This window comes from Citrobacter amalonaticus (genome assembly GCF_002918555.1).
In the GTDB taxonomy this organism is placed as follows: Bacteria; Pseudomonadota; Gammaproteobacteria; order Enterobacterales; family Enterobacteriaceae; genus Citrobacter_C; species Citrobacter_C amalonaticus_A.
In genome coordinates this window covers 1,411,793-1,434,258 of sequence record NZ_PQMB01000002.1, presented here as the reverse complement: position 1 = coordinate 1,434,258, position 22,466 = coordinate 1,411,793, and the positions used below count along the sequence as shown (strand labels likewise).

The window sequence follows — 22,466 nt, the reverse complement described above, 5'->3', positions numbered from 1 at the left end:
GCCTCGTTTATCCCAGCCCCAGACCGCGAATGCTGGACGTCAGCGTACCGACGGTGAGCGACCAGCCATCAATCAGAACAAACAGCATCAGCTTGAATGGCAACGAAACAATGAGCGGCGAGAGCATCATCATCCCCATCGCCATCAGGACGCTGGCGACAATCAGATCAATCACCAGGAACGGGATATAAATCATAAAGCCGATCTGAAAGGCGGTTTTCAGCTCGCTCAGAACGTAGGCCGGGACGAGGATCGACAGATCCTGGGAGGCGGCGTTACCTTTGGCGTCTGCAATGGTCATGATCTGGGCCATCGCTTTCTTATTGGTCTGCGCCAGCATAAAGCGCTTCAGTGGCGACGCCGCGGTGCTCAGGGCATCACTCAGGGTTATCCGATCGTTTTCAAAGGGGATCACGGCACGATCGTAGATATTTAGCCAGATCGGGCGCATCACCAGCATCGTCAAACAGAGCGCGATGCCGATCAAAATACGGTTGGGCGGGGTGTTCTGCAAACCCAGCGCCTGACGCAGCAGAGACAGCACAATAATAAAGCGGGTGAAACAGGTCATCATCAGCAGCAACGTCGGGAGTAAACCGACGAGGGTCATCAGAATCAGGACCTGGATCTTAACGCTATATTCCTGGTTATTTCCGTGGGTAACCACATTCAGCAGGGTAATATCGCCGCCCTGTGCACAGGCGAAGGGCGACAGAACGAGTAACGAGATACCCAGCGCGAGCGTCAGTGTTGATGCGAGCTTCATGGTGCCAGGTCGTTGATTTCGTGAGTATTGAATTCGAGAACGCGCAGGCCGTACTTTTCGTTGACCACCACCACTTCGGCTTTGCCAAGCAGGATATTGTTGACCTTGATATCCAGCGGCTCTCCGGCGAGTTTGTCCATTTCTATGACCGTGTCGTCATCAATGTTCAGCAGATCGGACAGCATGATTTCCACTGAAGAAACTTCCAGCGTCAGCGTAACAGGGATACGTTTAAGTAGAGTCATTGATTCAGACAGACGATCCTCCGAACGTGCCGCCCGCGTTTCGGTAACCGATGTCACCGGGATTTCCGGGGTATCGGTGTTGAGTTCGAAACCTTGCTCTAAAATATCTTCTTGCTTACTCATAGGATTTCTCAGTCTTACTCGTTAACTCGGACAGAAACAGTTTGTCTTTATCCTCGACGATCAGGGCATTAAATAATTCAGATTTCCCGATAAATACCGGGAAACTCTCAGGCATATTAATAGGTAAAATATCACCGGGTTTAAGGGTGGTGAGATCGGCGACATTCATCGCCAGTTCGGCAATCTTCACATTCATCGTCAGCGGCAGCGTATGAATAATCTGTTTGATTAACGTCTGTTTCTGCGCGCCGGATGCACTTTTATCGACCTGCTGCTTCGCCTGGCTATGTTCGCTGCGACGAATGAGATTCAAAATATAATCGGTATGAGCATCATCGAGTAGGATCCGGAAATGGCTCTCCTCATCCTCGCCCAATACAAAAGAGAGCTGGTAAGCCCAATGGGTCTGCACGGTGCTGCTATCCATTTTGAGCGTGAGTGGAATACCTGAGGTGTTTTTATTAAAAATAAGATTGCAGATATCCGTCGCCAGTCTGCTTTTCAGCCGGGTTTCTGTTTTTGTTGGCACGCCGTCGGCAGCACTATTATCAGCCAGCGTGGATTCCAGACCGTAAAAATTACCTAACAGCATCAACAAGAGTGAGCGATCAATATCAAATGCCAGATGCCCAACCTGAGAAATCATTAGCTCGGCATTTTTATTGATAATATCCATCTCACAACATATTTTCTTTAGCGTAATATTGGTTCGATGTTTTTTGAGAAAATAGTTTCCGAGATGTGATTCAATTGTGTCAAAATTACCGGTAAACATCGTCGGCAGACGATGATAGGGACGCCCAAGTCTGTTACCTTCCAGTTTGAAGATGCCGGGAGTTTGACTGTACTTCAGCATGATGCACGTTCTCTGCTGTAATGTTTCGACGCGGAAAAACGGATATCAAGTCCCGCGGTTTTTGAAGAAATTAAGAGCCTGACTCATCAGGTTCTGGATTTCTGTTTAATAAATTGCTCATCCCTGTCGCTATTCTCATCTGTTGATGATGACCTCAACGAATTCTGCCATCGGGCATTCATCAATGAACCAGGGTGTGACATTAAATAACCTGTCGTGTTTTTCTGCAAATTATTAATATTGCAAGATAGTAATTAAAAAATAATTAAACGCCTGACGCCGCGAGTTTCTGTGCGCTGCGTCTGATTTTTAGCATAAATCCCATGCGTTTTTTCTGCGCAGGGGTTTGTGTATCTTGTTGTTTTTAAATAAATAATATTTTTATAATGGTTTAATTCAGCATTGTTAACGTAACGAGTGATAGCATTTACTCAGGAGAACCTGACCTGATTATCGACGAGTGGTCTGTGCCGGCCGCTATATCATGATGGTGGATGACGGTAAAACATGAACAGGGATAGATAAAGACAAGACAGGACGATATCTTTTTTGATAATGGTGTCCTGACATAATTTGTGTATTTCTCGTAACGGATGTTAATTTACTCACTGCTAAGTGTGAAATAATCATGTTTGAACTTATTGCGAAATCAGCTTCCAGTATTAATGCCTTTTCCCTGGCAAGGCGCATCGCCTCATTTAATGTTCCGGTTCTTATTCAGGGCGAAACCGGGACAGGGAAAGAGTGTATTGCTAAATATATTCACGCGCTGGCGTTTGCTCAAAATGAGAATGCGCCGTATATCGGTGTGAACTGTGCGGCTATTCCTGAAAATATGCTCGAAGCCACGCTGTTTGGCTATGACAAAGGGGCGTTTACCGGGGCGATTACGACCGTGCCGGGAAAAATGGAGCTGGCCAATAATGGCACGCTGTTACTGGATGAAATCGGTGATATGCCGTTATCGCTACAGGCGAAGATTTTACGCGTTTTGCAGGAGCAGCAGCTCGAACGATTAGGCAGTAATCGCCAGATTAAACTTAACTTCCGTTTAATTGCCTGCACGAATAAAAACCTTGAGGATGAAGTCGCCGCCGGGCGGTTCAGGGAAGATCTCTATTATCGACTGTCGGTTATCCCGGTCATCATGCCGCCTTTACGCGAACGGACGGACGATATTATTCCACTGGCCGAATCGTTTATTAAGAAATATGCCACCGTGCTGGTGAAAAACATCAAACTCTCTGAATCCACGCGCCGGACGCTGATGAGTTATGCCTGGCCTGGTAATGTTCGTCAGCTTGAGAACGCTATCCAGCGCGGCATGATTCTGAATCGTGATGGGGTGATTTATCCCGATTCATTAGGGATCCCAGCGGTACAAATTGATGAAAACGTCGAGTCTGAGTGGCAGACGGTACCCCGTTTACAGATAACGGAAAGCGATAATCTGGGACAGCATGGCCGCAGCGCGCAGTACCAATATATTGCTGATTTGATGCGTAAGTATCAGGGAAATAAAAGCAAGATTGCTGATTTATTAGGGATTACACCTCGCGCTCTTCGCTATCGCCTGGCATCCATGCGCAAGCAGGGATTTGAAGTTTTCTCCTGAGTCGGTCCTTAGCACACATTTTTTAAGAGTAGGTCATGAGCATAACGAATATAAATCCAGCCAGTACGATGCAGACCCGGCTGATGCAGGATATGCAGCAGATGAAAGCGGTCGCCCAGGCGCCGGTTCTCTCCCCCATGCAGATGAACCCCGTTGGGGGGCACTCCACGGTATCTCAGGTCTCTTTTGACCAGGTGATGCAGGGCGCGCTGAACCATGTCGATCGTTTCCAGCAAAGCGCAGAACAGAAGCAAACGGCCATTGATATGGGAAAAAGCGACGATCTGGCGGGGGCGATGATTGCGAGCCAACAGGCATCGCTGTCATTTTCCGCGCTGGTGCAGGTAAGAAACAAAATTGCCACCGGATTCAATGACCTGATGAGCATGTCAATCTAACGCTATGAATGAACTGATTAAGAAGTTAACGCAATCGCTCCCGGCGCTGAACCTCAGGCTGGACGGCAACAGGCGCTGGGCGTTGCTGGCGGCGGCGGCCGTTGCGGCAACGGCGATCATCGTCAGCGTGCTGTGGAACGGCAACCACGGTTATGTTTCGCTGTATGGTCGTCAGGAGAACTTACCGGTTTCGCAGATCGTAACCGTGCTGGATGGCGAAAAGCTCCAGTACCGCATCGATCCGCAAAGCGGGCAGATTCTGGTTCCGGAAGACGCATTATCCAGGACGCGGATGACCCTCGCCGCCAAAGGGGTGCAGGCGATTTTACCCAACGGCTATGAGCTGATGGATAAAGACGAGGTGCTGGGGAGCAGTCAGTTTATCCAGAACGTTCGCTATAAACGCAGCATGGAAGGGGAGCTTGCCCGGAGCATTATGACGCTGGATGCGGTGGAGAGTGCCCGCGTACACCTGGCGTTGAATGAGGAAAGCTCTTTTGTCGTCAGCGATGAACCGCAAAACAGCGCTTCAGTGGTGGTTCGCCTGCACTATGGCGCGAAGCTGGGGATGGATCAGGTCAACGCTATTGTACATCTGGTTTCCGGGAGCGTGCCGGGGCTGAACGCCTCGAAAGTCAGCGTTGTCGATCAGGCCGGAAATCTCCTGACCGATGGGATTGGCGCGGGGGAGGCGGTTGCTGCCGCTACGCGAAAACACGATCAGATCCTCCAGGATATTCAGGATAAAACGCGGGCCAGCGTGGCGAATGTGCTGGATTCACTGGTGGGAACCGGTAACTACCGGATAAGCGTCATGCCGGAACTCGATCTCAGCAATATTGATGAAACCCAGGAGCACTACGGCAACTCGCCGAAGCTCAATCGGGAAGAGAACGTCCAGGACAGCGACACCAGTCAGATTGCGATGGGGATCCCCGGTTCACTGAGCAACCGTCCCCCGATTGCGCCCAATCAGATGACCAGTGCTAACGCGCCTGCAGCGGAGAGTAACCCGCCAGCGGCGTTGTCGAAGCACAGCGAGAATAAACGGGATTACTCATACGATCGCAGCGTGCAGCATATTCAGCACCCAGGTTTTACGGTTAACCGCCTGAATGTGGCGGTGGTACTGAATCAAAACGCCCTGGCGCTGAAAAACTGGACGCCGGAACAGACCACGCAGCTCACGGCGTTATTGAACAACGCCGCAGGTATTGATACCCGGCGCGGCGATAACCTTACGCTATCCATGCTCAGCTTTGTTCCGCAGGCGGTGCCGGTAGAGCCGGTCATTCCGTTATGGAAGGATGACAGCGTCCTGACCTGGGTGCGGACGATCGGCAGCGGTCTGCTGGCGCTGCTGCTGCTGCTGTTTGTTGTGCGTCCGGTCATGAAACGGCTGACGGCGCTACGCCAGAACGCAACGCCTGCGGAACCCGTGCTGGATCCCTCCGCGCTGGCGATCCCGGCCACCGCGTCGCATTTTGTTGCGACGGACGATGAACGTAAAAGTGTTGAACTTCCTTCTTTCCCCGGTGATGACAGCCTGCCTTCGCAAAGCTCTGGTCTGGAAGTGAAGCTGGAGTTTCTGCAAAAACTGGCGATGAATGACACCGATCGCGTCGCTGAAGTTCTCAGACAATGGATTACCAGCAATGAGCGAATTGACAATAAGTAACAGCAGTACCAACAGCTACCTGGAGCAGGCCGCTATTTTGTTGCTGTGTCTGGGAGAAGAAGCGGCGGCCACGGTGATGCAAAAACTGAGCCGGGAAGAGGTGGTGCGCCTGAGCGAAAATATGGCGCGTCTGTCCGGGGTGAAAACCAGCATGGCGCGCAAAGTGATCAATAACTTTTTCGAGGAGTTCCGTGAACAGAGCGGGATTAACGGGGCATCACGCTCCATGCTACAGGGGATCCTCAATAAAGCGCTGGGGAACGAGATTGCCAGCAGCGTGATCAACGGCATTTACGGTGATGAGATCCGCTCGCGCATGGCGCGGCTGCAATGGGTTGAGCCACGACAGCTGGCGATTTTAATCTCTGAAGAACACCTGCAGCTCCAGGCGGTTTTTCTCGCGTTTCTGACGCCGGAAATCTCCGCCACCGTGCTCGCTTACATGAATGAATCGGTGCAGAACGAGATCCTCTATCGGGTTGCGAAGCTGAGCGATGTTAACCGTGACGTGGTGGACGAGTTAGATCGTCTGATTGAACGCGGGCTTTCGGTACTTTCTGAACACGGCTCCAGGATTAAAGGCATTAAGCAGGCTGCGGATATTGTCAACCGCTTCCAGGGGAATCAGCAGGTCATTCTCGACCAGATGCGTGAGCGCGATGAAGACGTGCTTGAGCAGCTGCAGGATGAGATGTACGACTTCTTTATCCTCAGCCGCCAGAACGAAGAGGTGCGTCGTCGCCTGCTGGACGAAGTACCAATGGAAGACTGGGCGGTGGCGCTGAAAGGTACCGAGACCATGCTGCGTCGTTCGATTTACGCCGTGATGCCCAAGCGCCAGGTTCAGCAACTGGAGGCGATTACCGCTCGTCTCGGGCCGGTGCCGGTCAGCCGCATTGAGCAGATTCGCCGTGAAATCATGGGGATCGCCCGCGAGCTGGAAGAGGCTGGTGATATTCAGCTCCAGCTCTTTGCTGAACAGACGGCGGAGTAAGGCGATGGCGATCGAGAATTTGCGCGGGCGCTACCGGTTACACCGTTTCCCGCCCCGCCAGCGTGCGTTGCCAGGCGAATCGCTGACGCCCGGAATGACCGCCGCCGATTACCAGCGGCAGTTGATGGACGGCTTTCAGGAAGGTCTGCAAAAAGGCTTTGAACAGGGCATGACGGAAGGTCAGGAGCAGGGATTTCAGGAAGGCCACCAGAAGGGACACGATGAAGGGCGACGCCAGGGCTATACCGAAGGCAGCCTGGCCGGACAGCTGGAGGGGCGCAAACAGTTTGAACTGGCCGCCCGGCCGCTGGAAGCCATCTCCGGCAAAGTGAACGATTATCTGGCCCACGTCCAGCGTAAACAGCGGGAAGATTTGCTGCAGCTGGTGGAAAAGGTGACGCGGCAGGTTATCCGCTGCGAACTGGCGCTTCAGCCTACGCAATTGCTGGCGCTGGTGGAAGAAGCGCTGTCTGCCTTGCCTGCCACCCCGCAATCGCTACAGGTATTGTTGAGCCACGACGAATTTAACCGTCTCAAAGACGCGGTGCCGGAGAAGGTCAGCGAATGGGGGCTGACCCCCTGCGCGGATCTGCTGCCGGGTGAGTGCCGGGTGGTAACCGATAAGTCTGAACTGGATATCGGCTGCGCGCATCGCCTGGAGCAGTGCATGACGGCGTTAAAAGAGACGCTGGTTCCGGAGTCCCAGGGTGAGTGATTTTTCCGCTTTCGATAACGCGCTTCGCTCAATTGAGTCAGTCCCGCTGGCCCGGGTCGTCGGACGGCTGGTGCGCGTCAACGGCATTCTCCTGGAGAGCGTGGGTTGCCCGCTGGTGACCGGGCAGCTTTGCCGGATTGAAAGCGCGAATCACACCCTTATCGAAGCCCAGGCGGTCGGCTTCAACCGCGATATTACCTATCTGATGCCCTTTAAACATCCCGTCGGTCTGATGGCCGGTGCGCGCGTATTTCCGGAAGAGAAAGCCCAGGAGATTCTGATCGGCGATGGCTGGCTGGGGCGTGTTGTTAACGGTCTTGGCGAGCCGCTGGATGGAAAAGGGCGACTCACGGGAAACGACGTTCTGCCGCCGCAGGCGCCGTCGCTCAATCCGCTCACCCGTCAGTCGGTGAACCAGCCGCTGGATGTAGGCGTTAAGGCGATTAACGGTCTGCTGACGATGGGAAAAGGTCAGCGCGTGGGGCTTATGGCGGGCAGCGGCGTTGGCAAAAGTGTGTTGTTAGGGATGATCACCCGGCAGACCAAAGCGGAAATCGTGGTGGTAGGACTGATTGGCGAACGCGGTCGCGAAGTGAAAGAGTTTATCGATCACTCGCTGGGCGCGCAGGGGCTGGCAAAATCGATAGTCGTCGCGGCCCCGGCGGATGAATCCCCACTGATGCGTCTGAAAGCCACCGAACTTTGCCACTCCATTGCGGCGTGGTTTCGCGATCGGGGTCACCACGTTTTGCTGCTGGTGGATTCCCTTACCCGCTATGCGATGGCGCAGCGAGAGATTGCGCTGTCGCTGGGCGAACCGCCGGCGACGAAAGGCTATCCGCCTTCGGCTTTTGGCATGATCCCTAAGCTTGTGGAGAGTGCGGGCAACAGTGAAAGTGAAGGTTCAATGACCGCGATCTACACGGTGCTGGCGGAGGGGGACGATCAGAACGATCCGATCGTGGACTGCGCACGTGCGGTGCTGGATGGGCATATTGTCCTGACCCGAAAGCTGGCAGAGGCCGGGCACTATCCGGCCATTGATATTGGTCAGTCGATCAGCCGCTGTATGACTCAGGTTACCAGCCGCGAGCATCAGCAGGCGGCCCGCTTATTGAAACAAAACTATGCCGCCTATATGGAAATCAAGCCGTTGATTCCGCTCGGTGGCTATGTGTCCGGCGCCGATCCCGGCGTAGATAAAGCGGTTAAGGTTTTCCCGGCAATTGAACGCTTTCTGCGCCAGGAGGTGAGCGAACCCGCCTCCCTGGAGCTGGTGCAAAGCCGCCTGCAAACTCTCTTCCCGGTCGCAAAAAAACCAGAAGGTAAGTAATCATGCGACAGATTATTGATACCCTGGCGCAGCTACAGCGCCTGCGCGATAAATCGGTCAAAGATATGACGGTGCAGCTGGCGAAGCAACAGCAGGTCTGCGCCGGGTATGAGAACAACATTAAAGCGCTGGGGTACCTGATCCAAAAAACCGGTACCGGCGTTGCTGCCCCCGATATTGAATCGCTTAAGAATGTGACCGGTTATAAAGGGACGCTGCGCAAGGTTATCGCCTGGCAGGAGCAGGAACAGACGCTGGCGAAAATCAAAGAGGCGCGTATCCAGAAAAACCTGGTTGCGGCGGCGTGCGAAGAAAAAAGGGTGGCGATGACGCTGAGTGACAAGCGCCATCAGCTCCGGGATGACATGGCGGTGCAGGAGCAAAATGCGGTGGATGAGATCGCCACCCAGTGCTGGCTGAGAAATAGGGTGCTGAGTCAGAGATGAAAACGGTCATTACCTTTGGCACTTTTGATGTATTTCATGTTGGTCATTTAAAGATCCTGCAACGGGCAAAAGCTTTGGGCGATCGCCTGGTTGTCGGCGTCTCTTCCGATGCGCTCAATGTGGTGAAAAAGGGCCGCGCGCCGGTTTACTCCCAGCACGATCGTATGGGGATCGTGGCCGGTTTGAAATGTGTCGATGAGGTTTTTCTTGAGGAGTCACTGGAGCAAAAAGCGGACTATATTCGCCGCTTTCATGCCGATATGCTGGTGATGGGCGATGACTGGGTCGGAAAGTTCGATAGCTTCTCTTACCTTTGTGAGGTGATCTATTTTCCCCGTACGCCGTCGGTTTCCACAACCTCGATTATTGAGGTCATTAAGAGCCAGCCCCATTAGGCTATTTTGCTCGCCATTGTGAATCCGGGCAGTGCTCAAACTGCCCGGCGGTGGCGGGACAAATTCTGAGCCTCAAGAATATTAAGCAATAGATGAGAAAGCATCAGGCTTTCCCGGCTTTTGATAATATCCTGCAACGTTGCCCTACGGTATATTTCAGGTGTCCACGAGTTATGCAGAGAGATCATTCCCCCTTTAACCTTTTTTAAGGTGTTTGTAAGGGAGTGCGTGGGGGGCGTGAAATAAAACTTAATGTACCGGTTGTAGGGGCTTTCATCCGCGACGCTGAGTTCAAGAATATTGCCATAATCTTCGGCCTCCAGAATTTGATAATGATCGGCCATCGACTCTGCTGCGAGCAAGCTGTTGATAATTGAATTCCCCACCCAATCCCACGGCAGCGGCGAAGGGAGCGGTTGTGCAATTTTCTTTGCAATTTCAGTGGCCCACGCATACAGCAGCGGGTTTTTCTGCTGTTGGCAAAGCAGGATCGCAAGGTGTATTTGTTTTTTTTCCTGGTACCCAAAGGCGTAAAGTTTCGACGCATCGAAGGCATTACCAGAGAAGGGATTGACCGTCATGATCGTATCAACATCAAGAAAGAATCCCCCTCGCGACGCCAGCACCCAGACTGAAACGACATCCGACTGCATGGCTAACGGTAACTGATAAAATGAGCGAGTGAGTAATGCTTTCGGGACAAATTGATGCACGTTTTCATGATTAATCATGCTGACCTTCACCCCAGGAATCGCTTTAATCCAGGTCTGCATACAGAGTTGAAGATAAACAGGCATGGCGCGGTTTGTGGTATTAACCCAGTAGGTATAAATATGCATTGGGTATTCTCTTCGCTGAGGTTAAAAAAGCTTGTTACGCAAACTGGTCAATAACCTGTTTGTCTGAAGTGCTGCGGGACACGCGATGGCATCTGCAATCTCCTGCGCCGCTCTTACTCCCGCGTTGCCATCCATAAATGGATCACAGTAGTCGTGGCGGATGGTCTCCAGCGGAGCCTGCAATGCATCCCAGTCAACGCTGGCGGAGAGGAGCATCCTGAGTTCAGCCATATCGTCTGCGACGGGCAGGATTTTACGGATACGCTGCTCGGCACTGTGCGGACTGGAGTAGCTCTGTTGCCCATCCAGCAACGCCTGCATACCCGGCCAGTTGAGAAGAATGACGCGTTTATTGGCGTGAATGGCGTCGAAAATAAACCCGCTATTATCGGTGAGTACAAAGTCGGCTTTCGCCAACAGGGCGTGGGTATACTGCGGCGCATCGGCCCTTTTTTTCAGGTGTTTATTGGCGAGCGCCAGAGATGCCGCCTCTTCAGGCCGGGAACAGGTTCCGTGATGCAGCTTGCAGATAACATTGAAATCGTGGCGTAAATTGCCCAGCTTTTCCGCCCAGTGCGGCAAAGAACTCAACGCACCGTAGGTGGGGGCGTAGAGCAGGGTCGGCTTTCTGGCATCAAGTTTTAACGCGTCTGGCAACGTGGTATCAATGTTTCCCTGATGCCAGCGGTCAAAACGCGGATTACCCACAACCTTTGCGCTTCCGTTAATGTCCAGTGCCCGCTGGCTGTAATGGCTATAGCACAAAATGCGGTGGTAAAACGTATTCCACCAGGCGTGATTCCACTCTTCCTTCGCCAGCCCGTACATCGCCCGGACATGGATATCGGCCAGATCTTTCAGCGCCGGGGTGTAATAAGGGCTTACCAGACAGGTGAAGCGTTGACGCTGGCGAACCGCTTCGGAAATCCGGCAGCCGCCAAGCGAGGGATCCTGGATCGCTTTGAGGGTTTCCAGTATCTCGTCAAGGAAAGGTTTATGAATGCGATCGTTAACCACCAGCGTGCAGGTGTGGCCCATCGCCTGAAGCGCGGTGATTATTGGCCGGTAGACAGAATAATGAAATGATGTCTCCATAAAGAACGCGATGGCGTCGTTCTTCGCCGGTGCTGCGTGGTGTGATGTTGCCTGAACGCTGGCAGGAGATTGGTTAATTTTGTTGAAATAATAGCGAATATTGTCGGTCTCTTTCTTCTCTGTATCACTGTATCCCGCACGCTGGTAACAAATGCTCGGGTAGCAGGCCAGCCATTTCCCCTCGCGTAGCAGTGGCTGCCACTGTTCCTCCAGCGTATCCGAAGGATCCTGCTGCATCTGCTGCGCCAGCGTGGCGTAATACTGGCTATTGACCAGATAGGCGCAGACCTTATTGCAATCCCGGGCGTGGATCATCCCGCTCAGGCTTTTCAGCATGGTGCCCTGTTTAATTTCCCCGCCAAGCAGGATGACTTCCCAGGGCAGTTTTGCCAGTGCATTGAGCAATGCGTTCAGTACCCGAATATGTTTTCCCTGTTTCAGAATAACCGCGTCATCTTCCAGCAACAGGTAGTTTTTCCAGCCCTGCTTTTGCGCCAGCTGCAGCGCCAGCAGATGAGACTGCCGACGCCCGGACTGGCCGTTTGTTTCGTCGCAGGCGGCCAGACGGGTGATTTTCTCCGCCGGAAATTTAAGGTCCGTCAACTCCTGCTGGATCTGGCGTAATCGATCCGGGCGCTTGTCGAGGTTGACGATCACCACCCGATCGACGGCATCCCACTGGAGCGGCTGGTTATGCGTGGCGTTATGCAGGCTCAGGTACCCGTTTCGCAACATTGGGTCGGCGATGGTTTGTTCCAGCGTGGTGCTCAGCGGTTCACTGGAGCCCAGCACAAAATCCTTATCGAACGTGTTCTCGCTGTGTGAGATACAGAGGATGGTGCGCTCACCGGGCAGCTGCAGCGGGTTGACGGTAAATTGATTGGTGAAACCGGCTTCTTCACTCAGGTTGCAGTCGTCGTCGTAACGATGTTTTTTCAGGTAATTACGATGATAACAAAACGTTCCGTTGAGAATATTCTGCGGACCAAAACGGTGGGTTTTGACGATGCGGTTGATGTGGCTGTACCAGATGGGGATCTGGTCCGAACCTGAAATCAATGCCCGGTGGCGCTGCATCATCGCAATGGTATAAGAGATTTTATCCGGCGGATAAAAATCATCGTCATCCATGCACAGAATATATTCTCCCACCGCCAGCTCGTTGAGCATATTGCGTTTCTTACCCAACGGCAGTTTTTCCGCAGAGTAAATATAGCGGATATTGAACGCCTCAGGCTGCCCCTGGGTCAGACGCTGAATAATGGGAAGATGGCTTTGCGGTGAGTCATCAAGGATCACCAGCTCCCTGCGCTGCGCCGGATAATCCTGGTAACGATAGATATAAAGTAGCCACGGCAAAAAGGCGGCGCGATTCCAGGTCGGCGTGACAACGCTCACGAACGGCTTTTCGCGTCCGGTATCCAGGGTTTTAACGAGGCCAGGCAGAATTTTCGATGATTTGGACATGGTGAATTTCGCGGAAAAAGGACCGGACGCTAACAAATAAGCAGTGAAAAAGCAGAGAGCAGATAATTAGCGGGTAGCATCGTCAGCAGCTGCTGGCGCAATACCGCGGCGTCTTCGCTGCGACGCCAGCGCTCAAACAGCGCGAACAGGGCGTAAATCTCATTATGGGTCAGCGCGGAGCCATCCAGCGTCCAGAGGCTAAAGAGCGTGCGCAACAGGACGAAATCGGTCACCAGCTCAAAATAGTGCCGGGTGACACTGGCGGCGTCGGCGCGCGGGAACATGTCATTGTACAGGCGGTAAATCAGGTAGTTGCTGAAGATCCACGCCTGCCGGGCAAAATATTGCGCATGGGTTTTCCGCCACTGTTCCTGTAACTGCTGTAGCAGGAGTGCCTCACTGTTGGCATCCTGTAGCATTAGCAGGCTGACCTGCAAAGGGAGTGTGGTTTTACGTGTACTTTCCGGAAGCCTCTCCCAGTCAAAATCCAGGCTGCCCATCAGGGTCAGTAACCGGCATTGAAGCTGTGGCACCGCCGGTAAGAGGGCAAACTGCTCCTGCAATTTACCCTCCCCGACAAAGTTTGCCAGACGCTGCGGCTGTGAGGCGATACTGGCCAGCGTTTCATCGCTCTCACCTGGGTGCTTGTCGGCCCAGGAAAGCATAATTCCCAGCGTGTACAGACGTAATTCCGGGCTCAGACCCGCGAGGGTAACCGTATCCAGTGCCGCCTGGTTCAACACCCGATCGCGTGGCGATAACGGCGTGCTGTCAGGTTCGGCATCGCACAGGCTGACGTGCAGTACAAAAGCATGGGGATCGCCCAGCGCCGCTTCACAACTGGCCGCCTCGGTGAGCTCCAGACTTTGACGAATTTCATTGTGCCACATCATCCGGGTATGCAACGGGGAGCCTGGGTTGTGGGATAAAAACGAGCGAACAAAGTCCGGTTCGTAGCATTCAATCATATTCATTATGTGTTCTCAGAAATCCCAATATCCTGGAGCCTGGCCCATCAGGCTCTTTATCTGGTCAGTGCAAAGCAATTTGCGTGCCGATTATTTAATTCTTATATATCAGCAGATTACACAGGCAGCGGAAATAACGTTTCCGCCGCAGAGGAAGGCGCCGGAACTCAGGGCTGGTAAATAAAATCAGGTTCTGTACCTAAAAAAGACTGAATAAATTCATACTGGCGAATCAGCAGATCGCCATTCTTTTCGTTATAGGCTTTGCAGCGTTCAGCTTTTTGTTCGAGGTCTCGCCACCAGGATTGCGCGGCGCGTTGATGCGGGTCCGGCAGCCAGCTAAAAACCTGCTCCAGACCGGCACGGTTGATGCTCACGCCGAGTAATCGCAAAATGGAACGACGCTGCTGGCTGCTGAGGTTCAGCTGCGCGTAATGTCGCTGGATAGCCTCATTAACCGCCAGCAACTCATCGCTGGCGCGACGGATCATGCACAGGCGCTGCTGTTCCAGCAAAGATCGCAGTGCATCATATACGCTGTCGTCTTCGCGGATCCCTTGCAGCAGCGTTTTGACCTGCTCTCGCTTCATGCTCACTCTTCAGGCCTCTTATTTCTGGAAAAAGCTGAGCATGTCGCCGGCAAGCTGGTCGTTATCCATCTGCAGATCGCCTGCGGCCAGCGCAGCCTGCATCCGGGCGACTTTGTCGTTATCGATATCGCTCTGATTGTCATCATTCAGCGCTTGCTGGGCTGACTGCAAACCCGCCTGGGTAATATCATCGGCGGAAAACGTCGGGGTGCTGGCGGCACGGGTGCTCGTCGTGCTTTTACTGTTGCTGCTGTTCGTACCGGATGCTGTCGGCGCCGGGCTGTTCCCGGACATTGTCGCTGTTATTTTCATATCAACCTCGTGCATGTCCCGTCTGGTTGTTTATCTGTTACTGGGGTAGAGCGGTCATCAACGGTGAAAACTTTAATCCCATCACAAAAAATCACCTTATTGCTCTGTATTCGCCGTTGTCACAACCCCTGCGTCGTCCACTATCCCGCTGATAATGCGCTGGCTGCTGGCGTTGCGGACTTTAATCATTTCACCTTTCCGACCGTTTTTCAGCGCCACGCCGGGCATGGACGCCGTGATCCCCTCCATGCGGGCGATAATTATCACCGGCTGATCGCGTTTAACCAGTAATGGCTCGACTAACTCCGCATGCGTGAGCGGTTTACCCGGCTGGAGTACGCGTTTGCTGGTCAGACCGACGGCCTCTTCCATCCGCATTATCAGACCGTTACGTGAATTGCTGACATTGTATTTTTTCAGTTGCAGGTCGGCGGCGGTTAGCACGGTGTTGCGCGCTATCAGGGTTGTGGGCATAACCACCGGGACGAACACATCCGGGCGCACTGCCACGCTCACCTTCCAGCCCGCCGCACCGGGACAGCTGACATCAAAATTCATCCGGCTGAGGGCCGTTTCCGGGGACGATGCGGCTGAAATTTGCGGTTCGGTGGGACAGGGGGCATCGGTTGCCACCCCGGACGGGATATAGACGTTGAAGGTGTAGCGGTAGTCCTGCCACTGCTGCTTTTGTGCCAGCGCGTCGATCTGCTGACTGGCGGCGGTCAGCACCCGCGCGTTGATCTGTTCCCTGGCGCTGTGTTGTACAGGATGGAGGGCGGCATGGGCGGAGAGCGTCAGCAGCCATGTCAGCATTATTTCCGCGACGAAGGGGAAAAGAGCCTTCCTTCTGCTTATCGGTATTTTCATAAAACCATTTCTCATCAATAACTTAAAAGTTGGCATGTATATTGCTTTAAACAGCAAGATTGATGCAGGAGTGATGTGAGAAATGGGAATCAGTTTTCAGCAGGCATTGGGTGTACATCCGCAGGCAGTGAAATTACGTCTTGAGAGGACCGAGCTACTGACTGCGAATCTGGCAAACGTCGATACACCAAATTTCAAAGCTAAAGATATTGATTTTAGCGCTGAGATGCAACGGGCAAGTCGTACAAAAGTGATACCCGAGGTTGACGTGAAGTACCGCGTACCGATGCAGGCCTCAGAAGATGGCAATACCGTTGAGCTGAATACCGAGCAGGCGCGGTTTTCGCAAAATAGTATGGATTATCAAAGCAGTCTGACCTTTTTAAATCTGCAAATTAGTGGGATGCGAGAGGCTATTGAAGGGAAATAACGATGTCGTTTACTGATATTTATCAGATTTCGGGTTCGGCAATGACGGCGCAAACCCTCCGCCTGAACACCGTCGCCAGTAACCTGGCGAATGCCGAGGCGCCTGCGGCCAGCGAAGCTCAGGCCTATAAAGCGCGCAGCCCGGTATTTGCTGCCGTTTACAACAATAGCCTGATGGGTGGCGATAACCGGCACGCGATTGATGGTGCCAGCGTTCAGGTGCAGGACGTGGTGCAAAGCGGCGGGGCGGTGAAGCGCTATGAACCGCATCATCCGCTGGCGGACCGGGACGGTTACGTCTGGTATCCGGACGTCAACGTGGTGGAGCAGATGGCCGATATGATGTCCGCATCGCGGGATTTTGAAACCAACGTAGACGTGCTGAATAACGTCAAAAGTATGCAGCAAAGTTTACTCAAATTAGGGGAAGTGTAATGAACACACTCGCTCTGTATGCCGAATCGCAGACGCTCTCTTCTTCTGCGGGGGAAACTGCCGTTGCAGAAAACAGCGTGGGCGACGCCCCGCAAAGCAGCAACGTGGAGGAGAGCAGCGGCTCCTCCACCAGCGCTGACGCGACGGACACCAGCAATACCAGCGGTACGCCAACCACCACAACCACCACGGAAAGCTCCGGCGTGGAAACTTTTCTGACGCTGTTTGTGGCGGAGATCGAAAATCAGGATCCGACCGATCCGGCTGATTCCACAGAATATATCGATCAGCTCGCCTCCATGGCCCAGGTGGCGATGATGGAAGAGATGAGCGTAGAGGCGAATACCAACGCCATCCTGATGAGCAACATCCAGGTGATGGCGCTGGGGAACATGGTGGGCGACGACATTATGGTGCAGACCACCTCGCTTGAGGTGAGCGATGAGGAAATTAAGGGGCGCGTCACGCTGGACGACGCCTGCACTGAAGCCACCCTGCATTTTACTGATGAAGCCGGGGACGATTATGCGGTGTCGCTGATCCCGGAAGGAGAAACTTCTGTCGGTCCGGGTCAGGTGGATTTTGACATCAACCCTGCGGATTACGCCATTCCGCCTGGGGATTACAGCGTGTCGGTTGTGACCAACACCGGGGAAGAGGAAGTGCCGATTGAGGTTTCCGGCACGGTGGAGGATGTGCGCATCCCACTGGACGGCAGCGCGCCAATGCTCAACGTCACAGGAGTGGGCGAGGTGCCCTTCACCATGCTCAGCCAGTTTGGTATCCCGGATAACACGAATGATGTCACGCCGCCGGACAGCGAGAGCGATGTGCTCTGATTATGTTTATACGACAGGAATAAATAATGAGTTATGAAATTGCAGCGACGGGTCTGAACGCCGTCAACGAACAGCTGGATGGGATCAGTAACAACATCGCCAACGCCGGTACTGTCGGTTACAAATCGATGACCACCCAATTCTCCGCGATGTATTCGGGAACCCAGGCAATGGGGGTGAGCGTCGCGGGAACCGCGCAGAGCATCTCGCGTGGCGGCTCCATGGTCTCTACCGGCAACGCGCTGGATCTGGCAATCAACGACGATGGCTTTTTCGTGATGTGCGACAGCGCGGGTAATATCAGCTACACCCGCGCAGGCTCTTTTGTGACGGATAAAAACGGCTATATCGTTAACGCGTCCGGGGATTATCTGCAAGGCTATCCGGTGGATGACAGCGGCACGCTGCAAACGGGGACCGTCACCGATATCCGGATCCAGACCGGCAACATCCCCGCGCAGGCTACCGACAGCCTGAGCTTCACGGCCAACTTTGACGCCAGCGATGAGGCCATCGATCGCGCCACGGTGACGTTTGACCCAACCAACAGCGCTTCCTACACCGACAGCTACACCACCACGGTGTATGACTCTTTGGGGAACGAGCACGCCGTATGCCAGTACTTTACCAAAACCAGCGATAACACCTGGGAAGTGCAGTACACCTTTGATGGTCAAACGCAGACCGACGTTCCGCCCACCACGCTGACCTTTGATCCGAACAGCGGCAAGCTGGTATCGCCCACCGCGCCGCAGCCCGTCACCTTTACTACCGAAGACGCGGCGCCGATTGAGATGACCTTCGACTACTCAGCCTGCACCCAGTACGGCTCAGAATTCTCGGTCACCACCAACTCGGCGAACGGCTATGCCTCGGCGGAGCAAAACGGCGTTCAGGTTGATGACGACGGTAAAGTTTACGCCACCTACAGCAATGGCGAGCGCATGTTGCAAGGTCAGGTCGTGCTGGCCACCTTCCCGAATGAGGATGGTCTGGAAGCCGTGAGCGGCACCGCCTGGGTGCAGACGGGTGAGTCCGGTTCGCCGTTGATCGGCACGCCGGGATCCGGCTCCTGCGGGACGCTCTCTTCCGGCATGCTTGAAAGCTCCAACGTCGATATCACGTCCGAGCTGGTGGAGCTGATGACGGCGCAGCGTAACTATCAGGCGAACACCAAAGTGATCTCCACCAGTACGCAACTTGATGATGCGCTCTTCCAGGCGATGTAAGGCACGCATATATGGATCGGTTGATTTTTACCGCCCTGAGCGGCGCCACCCAAACGTTGTATGAGCAGCAGGTTAGCGCCAATAACCTGGCCAATGTAAATACGAACGGTTTCCGTGCGGATATGGCGCTGGCCGGAAACAAGAAGGTGAAGGGGAGTGGATTTGATACGCGCTATATGGCGCAGGAAAGTCCGAGTGGGGTTAACGACAGCACGGGGGTTGCTGAGAAAACCGAACGCCCGCTGGATGTCGCTATCCAGGGCAGCGGTTATATCGCCGTGGAAGATCGGCACGGCAATGAAGTTTATACCCGTGATGGCAATATTCAGCAGGACGATCAGGGGCAATTAACCATCAACGGCAATCTGGTGCTCGGTGATAACGGCCCTATCATTCTGCCGCCGAATGCGATTGCTTCGTTTGGCAGCGACGGCACGCTGTCGGTGACGCCCGATGACGGCGATGTGACCGCCACAATGGATATCGATCGCCTGAAGCTGGTGGATATTCCGGTCAATAATCTGGCGAAAAACGCGCAGGGTATGCTGGTGACTGCGGATGGCGTTCCGGCCCAGCGCGATGAAAACATCAAAGTCAGCGGCGGATTTCTCGAGGGCAGTAACGTCTCAGCCGTCAATGAAATGATGAACTCCATTGCGATGAACCGCCAGTTTGAGGCGCAAATCAAGATGATGAAGACCGCTGAAGATATCAGTGCCTCGGGGAATCGTCTGTTAACTGGCTCCTGAGTGGCCGCTTTTAATCAGGAATAAAGCTTTATGAATGCAGCGTTATGGATCAGTAAAACTGGCCTCTCGGCGCAGGATGCTGAGATGAGTGCGATTGCCAACAACATCGCCAACGTCAATACCACAGGCTTTAAGCGCGATCGGGTGATGTTCCAGGATCTGTTCTATCAGACCCAGGAAGCGCCGGGGGCGATGCTCGATCAGAACAACATTATGCCGACCGGTATGCAGTTCGGCAGCGGTGTGCGCATTGTCGGAACCCAGAAAACCTTCACCGAAGGGAATGTGGAAACCACCGATAACACGATGAATGTCGCCATCATGGGGCAGGGCTTTTTCCAGGTGCAGAAAGCGAACGGCGATATCGCCTATACCCGCGACGGCAACATGCAGATCAACGCTGATGGGGTGTTATGTAGCTCCGGCGGGCTGCCGGTGCAGCCGGAAATTGATATCCCGGCGGGGTCGACCAGCGTGGCGTTTGCTGAGGATGGCACGGTGACCGCGATTTTACCCGGTGAAAGCGATCCGACGGAGATGGGGCAGGTGACGCTGGTGAACTTTGCCAACCCGGCGGGGCTTTCCGCAGAAGGGGACAACCTGTATCTGGAAACCGCCGCCAGCGGGCAGCCGACCGAAGGCATTCCCGGGGAAGATGGACTGGGCGCTCTCCAGGACGGCGCACTGGAAGGATCGAACGTGGATATCGTCAATGAAATGGTGGCGATGATCACGGTACAACGCGCTTATGAGATGAACGCCAAAATGGTTTCAGCGGCAGACGACATGCTGCAATTCATCAGTCAGACGCTGTAATAAAACAGACCCGCAGGCCGGGTAAGGCGACGTCGCCCTCCGGCCTGCGGTTAAACAAACAGGCAGAACGTGAAAAATTATCTGTGGCTGATGGTGCTGCTTCCCCTGCTCGGCGGGTGTGAATCACAGGCGCTGTTAGTCAAAAAAAATGACGAGTATTTTGCTCCTCCCAAAACCGAAGCGCCGCCACCGGCGGACGGTCGCGCAGGGGGCGTGTTTGAAACCGGCTACAACTGGTCGTTGACGGCAGACCGCCGGGCCTATCGGGTGGGCGATATTATGACCGTGATCCTCGAAGAATCGACCCAGTCCAGCAAACAGGCAAAAACCAAATTCGGCAAAAATAACACCGTCGATATTGGCGCCCCCACTATTTTCGGTCACACCAAAGATAATCTGTCGGGATCGATTGACGCCAACCGTGATTTTGACGGCAGCGCGACATCGCAACAGCAGAACAGTTTACGCGGTGAGATTACGGTATCGGTTCACTCCGTACAGCCGAACGGCATCCTGGAGATTCGCGGCGAAAAATGGCTCACCCTCAACCAGGGGGATGAATACATCCGGCTGAGCGGCCTTGTTCGCGCCGACGATATTCAGAATGACAACTCTGTGTCATCGCAGCGTATCGCGGATGCGCGCATCTCCTATGCGGGACGCGGCGCGCTCAGCGACGCCAACGCGGCAGGCTGGCTGACGCGTCTGTTTAACCATCCTCTCTTCCCGATCTGACGCCGGAGATGAACATGCACTATCTGAACGGGCGCTGGATGAAGGCGCTCCACGGCGTGACGATCGCCCTGAGCCTGGTGATACCCGGTACGTCGCAGGCTCAGTCTCTGGAGTCGCTGGTGAATGTCCAGGGCGTCAGGGAAAACCAGCTGGTCGGCTACAGCCTGGTGGTCGGTCTGGACGGCACGGGCGATAAAAACCAGGTGAAATTCACCAATCAGACCATTACCAATATGCTGCGCCAGTTCGGCGTGCAGCTGCCGGGTAAAATCGACCCGAAAGTGAAAAACGTCGCGGCGGTGGCGGTGAGCGCCGCTCTGCCGCCGATGTATTCTCGTGGGCAGACGATTGATGTCACGGTTTCTTCCATTGGCGATGCGAAAAGCCTGCGTGGCGGCACCCTGCTGCTCACTCAATTACACGGGGCGGATGGCGAAGTTTATGCCCTGGCCCAGGGAAGCGTGGTGGTGGGCGGGATGAACGCCACCGGCGCCAGCGGCTCCAGCGTGACCGTCAACACGCCGACGGTCGGTCTTATCCCGAACGGGGCGACGGTAGAGCGTGAAATTCCCAGCGATTTCCAGATGGGGAACACCATTACGCTAAACCTGAAGCGTCCTTCTTTTAAAGACGCCAATAACATTGCCGGTGCGATTAATGCTGCGTTTGGCGGCATCGCCACGGCGCAAAGCTCCACCAACGTTATCGTCCAGGCCCCCACCAGTCCGGGGGCACGCGTGGCCTTTATGTCGCAGCTGGATGACGTTCAGGTTCAGGCTGAAAAAGTGCGCGCGCGCGTCGTGTTTAACTCCCGTACCGGTACGGTGGTGATGGGGGATGGCATTGCGCTACATGCGGCGGCGGTATCGCACGGCAGCCTGACGGTTTCGATTAATGAGAGCAGCAACGTCAGCCAGCCAAATGCGTTTGCCGGTGGGCGTACTGCGGTAACGCCGCAGAGCAATATTTCGGTGAACCACGCCCGGCCAGGGATGATTGCGCTGCCGGAGTCCAGCAGTCTGAAAACGCTGGTCAGCGCACTTAACAACCTGGGAGCCACCCCGGATGACATTATGTCTATCCTGCAGGCGCTGCATGAAGCGGGTGCCCTGGATGCTGATCTGGAGGTGATCTGATGGCGGATCTCAAGGTAACCCGTGGCGGCGGCATTGACGGTAGCGACGCGCTGATGGGCCCCAAAATCAAAGAAAACGATTTGCAAAAAGCAGCCCAGCAGTTTGAGGCCATTTTTCTGCGCAACATGTTGAAAGAGATGCGTAAAACCAATGAAATCTTTGATTCAAAAGATAACCCGTTAAACAGCGACTCAGCGCGCATGATGCAGGGACTCTATGACGACCAGCTGTGTACGACCCTTGCCCAGCATCAGGGGATCGGGATTGCGGCGATGATCGTCAGGCAACTCTCTCCTCATCACGAGAAAGGATAAAGGCGAGGCGGCGATTTAAGAACAGCGTGGTTTTCGCCGCTCTTTATCGGAAAGGTTGTTAACGAGATACCGGGCGACAGGC

The 22,466-nt window shown here is 54.1% G+C and carries 25 protein-coding genes and 1 pseudogene; 17 read left to right on the top strand and 9 right to left on the bottom strand.

Annotated features, from left to right (window positions below; genetic code table 11):
• Positions 1 to 7: 7 nt before the first annotated feature.
• The 3 genes from fliP to C3432_RS12405 are packed head-to-tail and all read right to left on the bottom strand — an operon-like array spanning position 8 to position 1,990.
• Complete coding sequence (fliP, locus tag C3432_RS12415) at positions 8 to 766, bottom strand: flagellar type III secretion system pore protein FliP (RefSeq protein WP_103776889.1); 759 nt, start codon at positions 764 to 766, stop codon at positions 8 to 10.
• Positions 763 to 1,134: a FliM/FliN family flagellar motor switch protein gene (locus C3432_RS12410; protein ID WP_103776888.1), complete on the bottom strand. Its 372-nt coding sequence runs from the start codon at positions 1,132 to 1,134 to the stop codon at positions 763 to 765. The genes fliP and C3432_RS12410 overlap by 4 nt, the downstream gene beginning before the upstream one ends.
• Entirely contained in the window at positions 1,127 to 1,990 is an 864-nt protein-coding gene (locus tag C3432_RS12405; RefSeq protein WP_103776887.1) for a FliM/FliN family flagellar motor switch protein, read from the bottom strand. Before C3432_RS12405 ends, C3432_RS12410 begins: the two co-directional genes overlap by 8 nt.
• A gap of 628 nt (positions 1,991 to 2,618) precedes the next feature.
• Between C3432_RS12405 and C3432_RS12400 the strand changes: the two genes are divergently transcribed.
• From C3432_RS12400 to C3432_RS12365, 8 genes and pseudogenes are all read left to right on the top strand, one after another.
• Positions 2,619 to 3,605 carry a sigma-54 interaction domain-containing protein gene (locus C3432_RS12400; protein WP_103776886.1) on the top strand — a complete coding sequence of 329 codons (987 nt, stop codon included), beginning with the start codon at positions 2,619 to 2,621 and terminating at the stop codon, positions 3,603 to 3,605.
• Positions 3,606 to 3,640: 35 nt separating this feature from the next.
• Positions 3,641 to 4,003, top strand: coding sequence for a flagellar hook-basal body complex protein FliE (locus C3432_RS12395; protein ID WP_103776885.1), 363 nt, complete (start codon positions 3,641 to 3,643; stop codon positions 4,001 to 4,003).
• A gap of 4 nt (positions 4,004 to 4,007) precedes the next feature.
• Positions 4,008 to 5,678: pseudogene (gene fliF, locus C3432_RS12390) on the top strand (flagellar basal-body MS-ring/collar protein FliF); the annotation flags it as partial.
• Entirely contained in the window at positions 5,659 to 6,675 is a 1,017-nt protein-coding gene (locus tag C3432_RS12385) for a flagellar motor switch protein FliG (RefSeq protein ID WP_103776883.1), read from the top strand. The pseudogene fliF and the gene C3432_RS12385, both read left to right, overlap by 20 nt.
• 4 nt (positions 6,676 to 6,679) lie before the next feature.
• Positions 6,680 to 7,390, top strand: a complete 711-nt coding sequence (gene fliH, locus C3432_RS12380) for a flagellar assembly protein FliH (protein WP_103776882.1) — start codon at positions 6,680 to 6,682, stop codon at positions 7,388 to 7,390.
• Positions 7,383 to 8,723 (top strand): flagellar protein export ATPase FliI, encoded by a 1,341-nt coding sequence (gene fliI, locus C3432_RS12375; RefSeq protein ID WP_103776881.1) that lies wholly within the window; start codon positions 7,383 to 7,385, stop codon positions 8,721 to 8,723. Before fliH ends, fliI begins: the two co-directional genes overlap by 8 nt.
• Positions 8,724 to 8,725: 2 nt before the next feature.
• Complete coding sequence (gene fliJ / locus C3432_RS12370) at positions 8,726 to 9,169, top strand: flagellar export protein FliJ (RefSeq protein ID WP_103776880.1); 444 nt, start codon at positions 8,726 to 8,728, stop codon at positions 9,167 to 9,169.
• Positions 9,166 to 9,564: an adenylyltransferase/cytidyltransferase family protein gene (locus tag C3432_RS12365; RefSeq protein ID WP_103776879.1), complete on the top strand. Its 399-nt coding sequence runs from the start codon at positions 9,166 to 9,168 to the stop codon at positions 9,562 to 9,564. Before fliJ ends, C3432_RS12365 begins: the two co-directional genes overlap by 4 nt.
• A gap of 35 nt (positions 9,565 to 9,599) precedes the next feature.
• Here C3432_RS12365 and C3432_RS12360 read toward each other — a convergent pair whose 3' ends face one another.
• The 6 genes from C3432_RS12360 to flgA all read right to left on the bottom strand — a co-directional run bounded on the left by C3432_RS12360 (position 9,600) and on the right by flgA (position 15,648).
• Complete coding sequence (locus C3432_RS12360; RefSeq protein ID WP_103776878.1) at positions 9,600 to 10,403, bottom strand: capsular polysaccharide synthesis protein; 804 nt, start codon at positions 10,401 to 10,403, stop codon at positions 9,600 to 9,602.
• Positions 10,404 to 10,424: 21 nt separating this feature from the next.
• Positions 10,425 to 12,965: a glycosyltransferase gene (locus tag C3432_RS12355; protein WP_103776877.1), complete on the bottom strand. Its 2,541-nt coding sequence runs from the start codon at positions 12,963 to 12,965 to the stop codon at positions 10,425 to 10,427.
• 29 nt (positions 12,966 to 12,994) lie between these two features.
• Positions 12,995 to 13,939, bottom strand: a complete 945-nt coding sequence (locus C3432_RS12350) for a lysine-N-methylase (protein WP_103776876.1) — start codon at positions 13,937 to 13,939, stop codon at positions 12,995 to 12,997.
• Positions 13,940 to 14,100: 161 nt separating this feature from the next.
• Positions 14,101 to 14,523 carry a flagella synthesis protein FlgN gene (locus C3432_RS12345; RefSeq protein ID WP_374755464.1) on the bottom strand — a complete coding sequence of 141 codons (423 nt, stop codon included), beginning with the start codon at positions 14,521 to 14,523 and terminating at the stop codon, positions 14,101 to 14,103.
• Between the two features lie 18 nt (positions 14,524 to 14,541).
• Positions 14,542 to 14,835, bottom strand: coding sequence for a flagellar biosynthesis anti-sigma factor FlgM (flgM, locus tag C3432_RS12340; protein ID WP_103776969.1), 294 nt, complete (start codon positions 14,833 to 14,835; stop codon positions 14,542 to 14,544).
• A gap of 96 nt (positions 14,836 to 14,931) precedes the next feature.
• On the bottom strand, positions 14,932 to 15,648 hold the full coding sequence (gene flgA, locus C3432_RS12335) for a flagellar basal body P-ring formation chaperone FlgA (RefSeq protein WP_258041606.1): 717 nt from the start codon (positions 15,646 to 15,648) through the stop codon (positions 14,932 to 14,934).
• A 136-nt stretch (positions 15,649 to 15,784) separates the two neighbouring features.
• On the opposite strand from flgA, the gene flgB reads away from it, so the two are divergent.
• From flgB to C3432_RS12290, 9 genes are all read left to right on the top strand, one after another.
• Positions 15,785 to 16,132 (top strand): flagellar basal body rod protein FlgB, encoded by a 348-nt coding sequence (gene flgB, locus C3432_RS12330; protein ID WP_103776873.1) that lies wholly within the window; start codon positions 15,785 to 15,787, stop codon positions 16,130 to 16,132.
• 2 nt (positions 16,133 to 16,134) lie between these two features.
• Positions 16,135 to 16,566: a flagellar basal body rod protein FlgC gene (gene flgC / locus C3432_RS12325; protein WP_103776872.1), complete on the top strand. Its 432-nt coding sequence runs from the start codon at positions 16,135 to 16,137 to the stop codon at positions 16,564 to 16,566.
• Positions 16,566 to 17,405, top strand: coding sequence for a flagellar hook capping FlgD N-terminal domain-containing protein (locus C3432_RS12320; protein WP_103776871.1), 840 nt, complete (start codon positions 16,566 to 16,568; stop codon positions 17,403 to 17,405). Before flgC ends, C3432_RS12320 begins: the two co-directional genes overlap by 1 nt.
• Positions 17,406 to 17,431: 26 nt before the next feature.
• On the top strand, positions 17,432 to 18,634 hold the full coding sequence (flgE, locus tag C3432_RS12315) for a flagellar hook protein FlgE (RefSeq protein WP_103776870.1): 1,203 nt from the start codon (positions 17,432 to 17,434) through the stop codon (positions 18,632 to 18,634).
• 11 nt (positions 18,635 to 18,645) lie between these two features.
• Complete coding sequence (locus C3432_RS12310) at positions 18,646 to 19,383, top strand: flagellar basal body rod protein FlgF (protein WP_103776869.1); 738 nt, start codon at positions 18,646 to 18,648, stop codon at positions 19,381 to 19,383.
• Positions 19,384 to 19,413: 30 nt separating this feature from the next.
• Positions 19,414 to 20,199, top strand: coding sequence for a flagellar basal-body rod protein FlgG (gene flgG / locus C3432_RS12305; RefSeq protein ID WP_103776868.1), 786 nt, complete (start codon positions 19,414 to 19,416; stop codon positions 20,197 to 20,199).
• A gap of 69 nt (positions 20,200 to 20,268) precedes the next feature.
• A complete protein-coding gene (gene flgH / locus C3432_RS12300) occupies positions 20,269 to 20,934 on the top strand; it encodes a flagellar basal body L-ring protein FlgH (RefSeq protein ID WP_103776867.1) in 666 nt (221 codons plus the stop codon).
• A 14-nt stretch (positions 20,935 to 20,948) separates the two neighbouring features.
• Complete coding sequence (locus C3432_RS12295) at positions 20,949 to 22,070, top strand: flagellar basal body P-ring protein FlgI (RefSeq protein WP_103776866.1); 1,122 nt, start codon at positions 20,949 to 20,951, stop codon at positions 22,068 to 22,070.
• Positions 22,070 to 22,384, top strand: coding sequence for a rod-binding protein (locus C3432_RS12290; RefSeq protein WP_103776865.1), 315 nt, complete (start codon positions 22,070 to 22,072; stop codon positions 22,382 to 22,384). Before C3432_RS12295 ends, C3432_RS12290 begins: the two co-directional genes overlap by 1 nt.
• Positions 22,385 to 22,466: the final 82 nt, after the last annotated feature.

Excerpts from the sequence above, each read along its gene's own strand:
- C3432_RS12320 (WP_103776871.1), top strand. The coding sequence starts at position 16,566 with ATGAACACACTCGCTCTGTATGCCGAATCGCAGACGCTCTCTTCTTCT.
- flgG (WP_103776868.1), top strand. The coding sequence starts at position 19,414 with ATGAATGCAGCGTTATGGATCAGTAAAACTGGCCTCTCGGCGCAGGAT.
- flgA (WP_258041606.1), bottom strand. The coding sequence starts at position 15,648 with ATGCTGACATGGCTGCTGACGCTCTCCGCCCATGCCGCCCTCCATCCT.
- C3432_RS12290 (WP_103776865.1), top strand. The coding sequence starts at position 22,070 with ATGGCGGATCTCAAGGTAACCCGTGGCGGCGGCATTGACGGTAGCGAC.
- C3432_RS12350 (WP_103776876.1), bottom strand. The coding sequence starts at position 13,939 with ATGAATATGATTGAATGCTACGAACCGGACTTTGTTCGCTCGTTTTTA.
- C3432_RS12385 (WP_103776883.1), top strand. The coding sequence starts at position 5,659 with ATGAGCGAATTGACAATAAGTAACAGCAGTACCAACAGCTACCTGGAG.
- fliP (WP_103776889.1), bottom strand. The coding sequence starts at position 766 with ATGAAGCTCGCATCAACACTGACGCTCGCGCTGGGTATCTCGTTACTC.
- C3432_RS12365 (WP_103776879.1), top strand. The coding sequence starts at position 9,166 with ATGAAAACGGTCATTACCTTTGGCACTTTTGATGTATTTCATGTTGGT.
- fliJ (WP_103776880.1), top strand. The coding sequence starts at position 8,726 with ATGCGACAGATTATTGATACCCTGGCGCAGCTACAGCGCCTGCGCGAT.
- C3432_RS12395 (WP_103776885.1), top strand. The coding sequence starts at position 3,641 with ATGAGCATAACGAATATAAATCCAGCCAGTACGATGCAGACCCGGCTG.
- flgM (WP_103776969.1), bottom strand. The coding sequence starts at position 14,835 with ATGAAAATAACAGCGACAATGTCCGGGAACAGCCCGGCGCCGACAGCA.
- C3432_RS12345 (WP_374755464.1), bottom strand. The coding sequence starts at position 14,523 with ATGAAGCGAGAGCAGGTCAAAACGCTGCTGCAAGGGATCCGCGAAGAC.
- C3432_RS12360 (WP_103776878.1), bottom strand. The coding sequence starts at position 10,403 with ATGCATATTTATACCTACTGGGTTAATACCACAAACCGCGCCATGCCT.
- C3432_RS12405 (WP_103776887.1), bottom strand. The coding sequence starts at position 1,990 with ATGCTGAAGTACAGTCAAACTCCCGGCATCTTCAAACTGGAAGGTAAC.
- C3432_RS12400 (WP_103776886.1), top strand. The coding sequence starts at position 2,619 with ATGTTTGAACTTATTGCGAAATCAGCTTCCAGTATTAATGCCTTTTCC.
- C3432_RS12310 (WP_103776869.1), top strand. The coding sequence starts at position 18,646 with ATGGATCGGTTGATTTTTACCGCCCTGAGCGGCGCCACCCAAACGTTG.
- C3432_RS12410 (WP_103776888.1), bottom strand. The coding sequence starts at position 1,134 with ATGAGTAAGCAAGAAGATATTTTAGAGCAAGGTTTCGAACTCAACACC.
- flgC (WP_103776872.1), top strand. The coding sequence starts at position 16,135 with ATGTCGTTTACTGATATTTATCAGATTTCGGGTTCGGCAATGACGGCG.
- C3432_RS12295 (WP_103776866.1), top strand. The coding sequence starts at position 20,949 with ATGCACTATCTGAACGGGCGCTGGATGAAGGCGCTCCACGGCGTGACG.
- fliH (WP_103776882.1), top strand. The coding sequence starts at position 6,680 with ATGGCGATCGAGAATTTGCGCGGGCGCTACCGGTTACACCGTTTCCCG.
- flgB (WP_103776873.1), top strand. The coding sequence starts at position 15,785 with ATGGGAATCAGTTTTCAGCAGGCATTGGGTGTACATCCGCAGGCAGTG.
- C3432_RS12355 (WP_103776877.1), bottom strand. The coding sequence starts at position 12,965 with ATGTCCAAATCATCGAAAATTCTGCCTGGCCTCGTTAAAACCCTGGAT.
- flgE (WP_103776870.1), top strand. The coding sequence starts at position 17,432 with ATGAGTTATGAAATTGCAGCGACGGGTCTGAACGCCGTCAACGAACAG.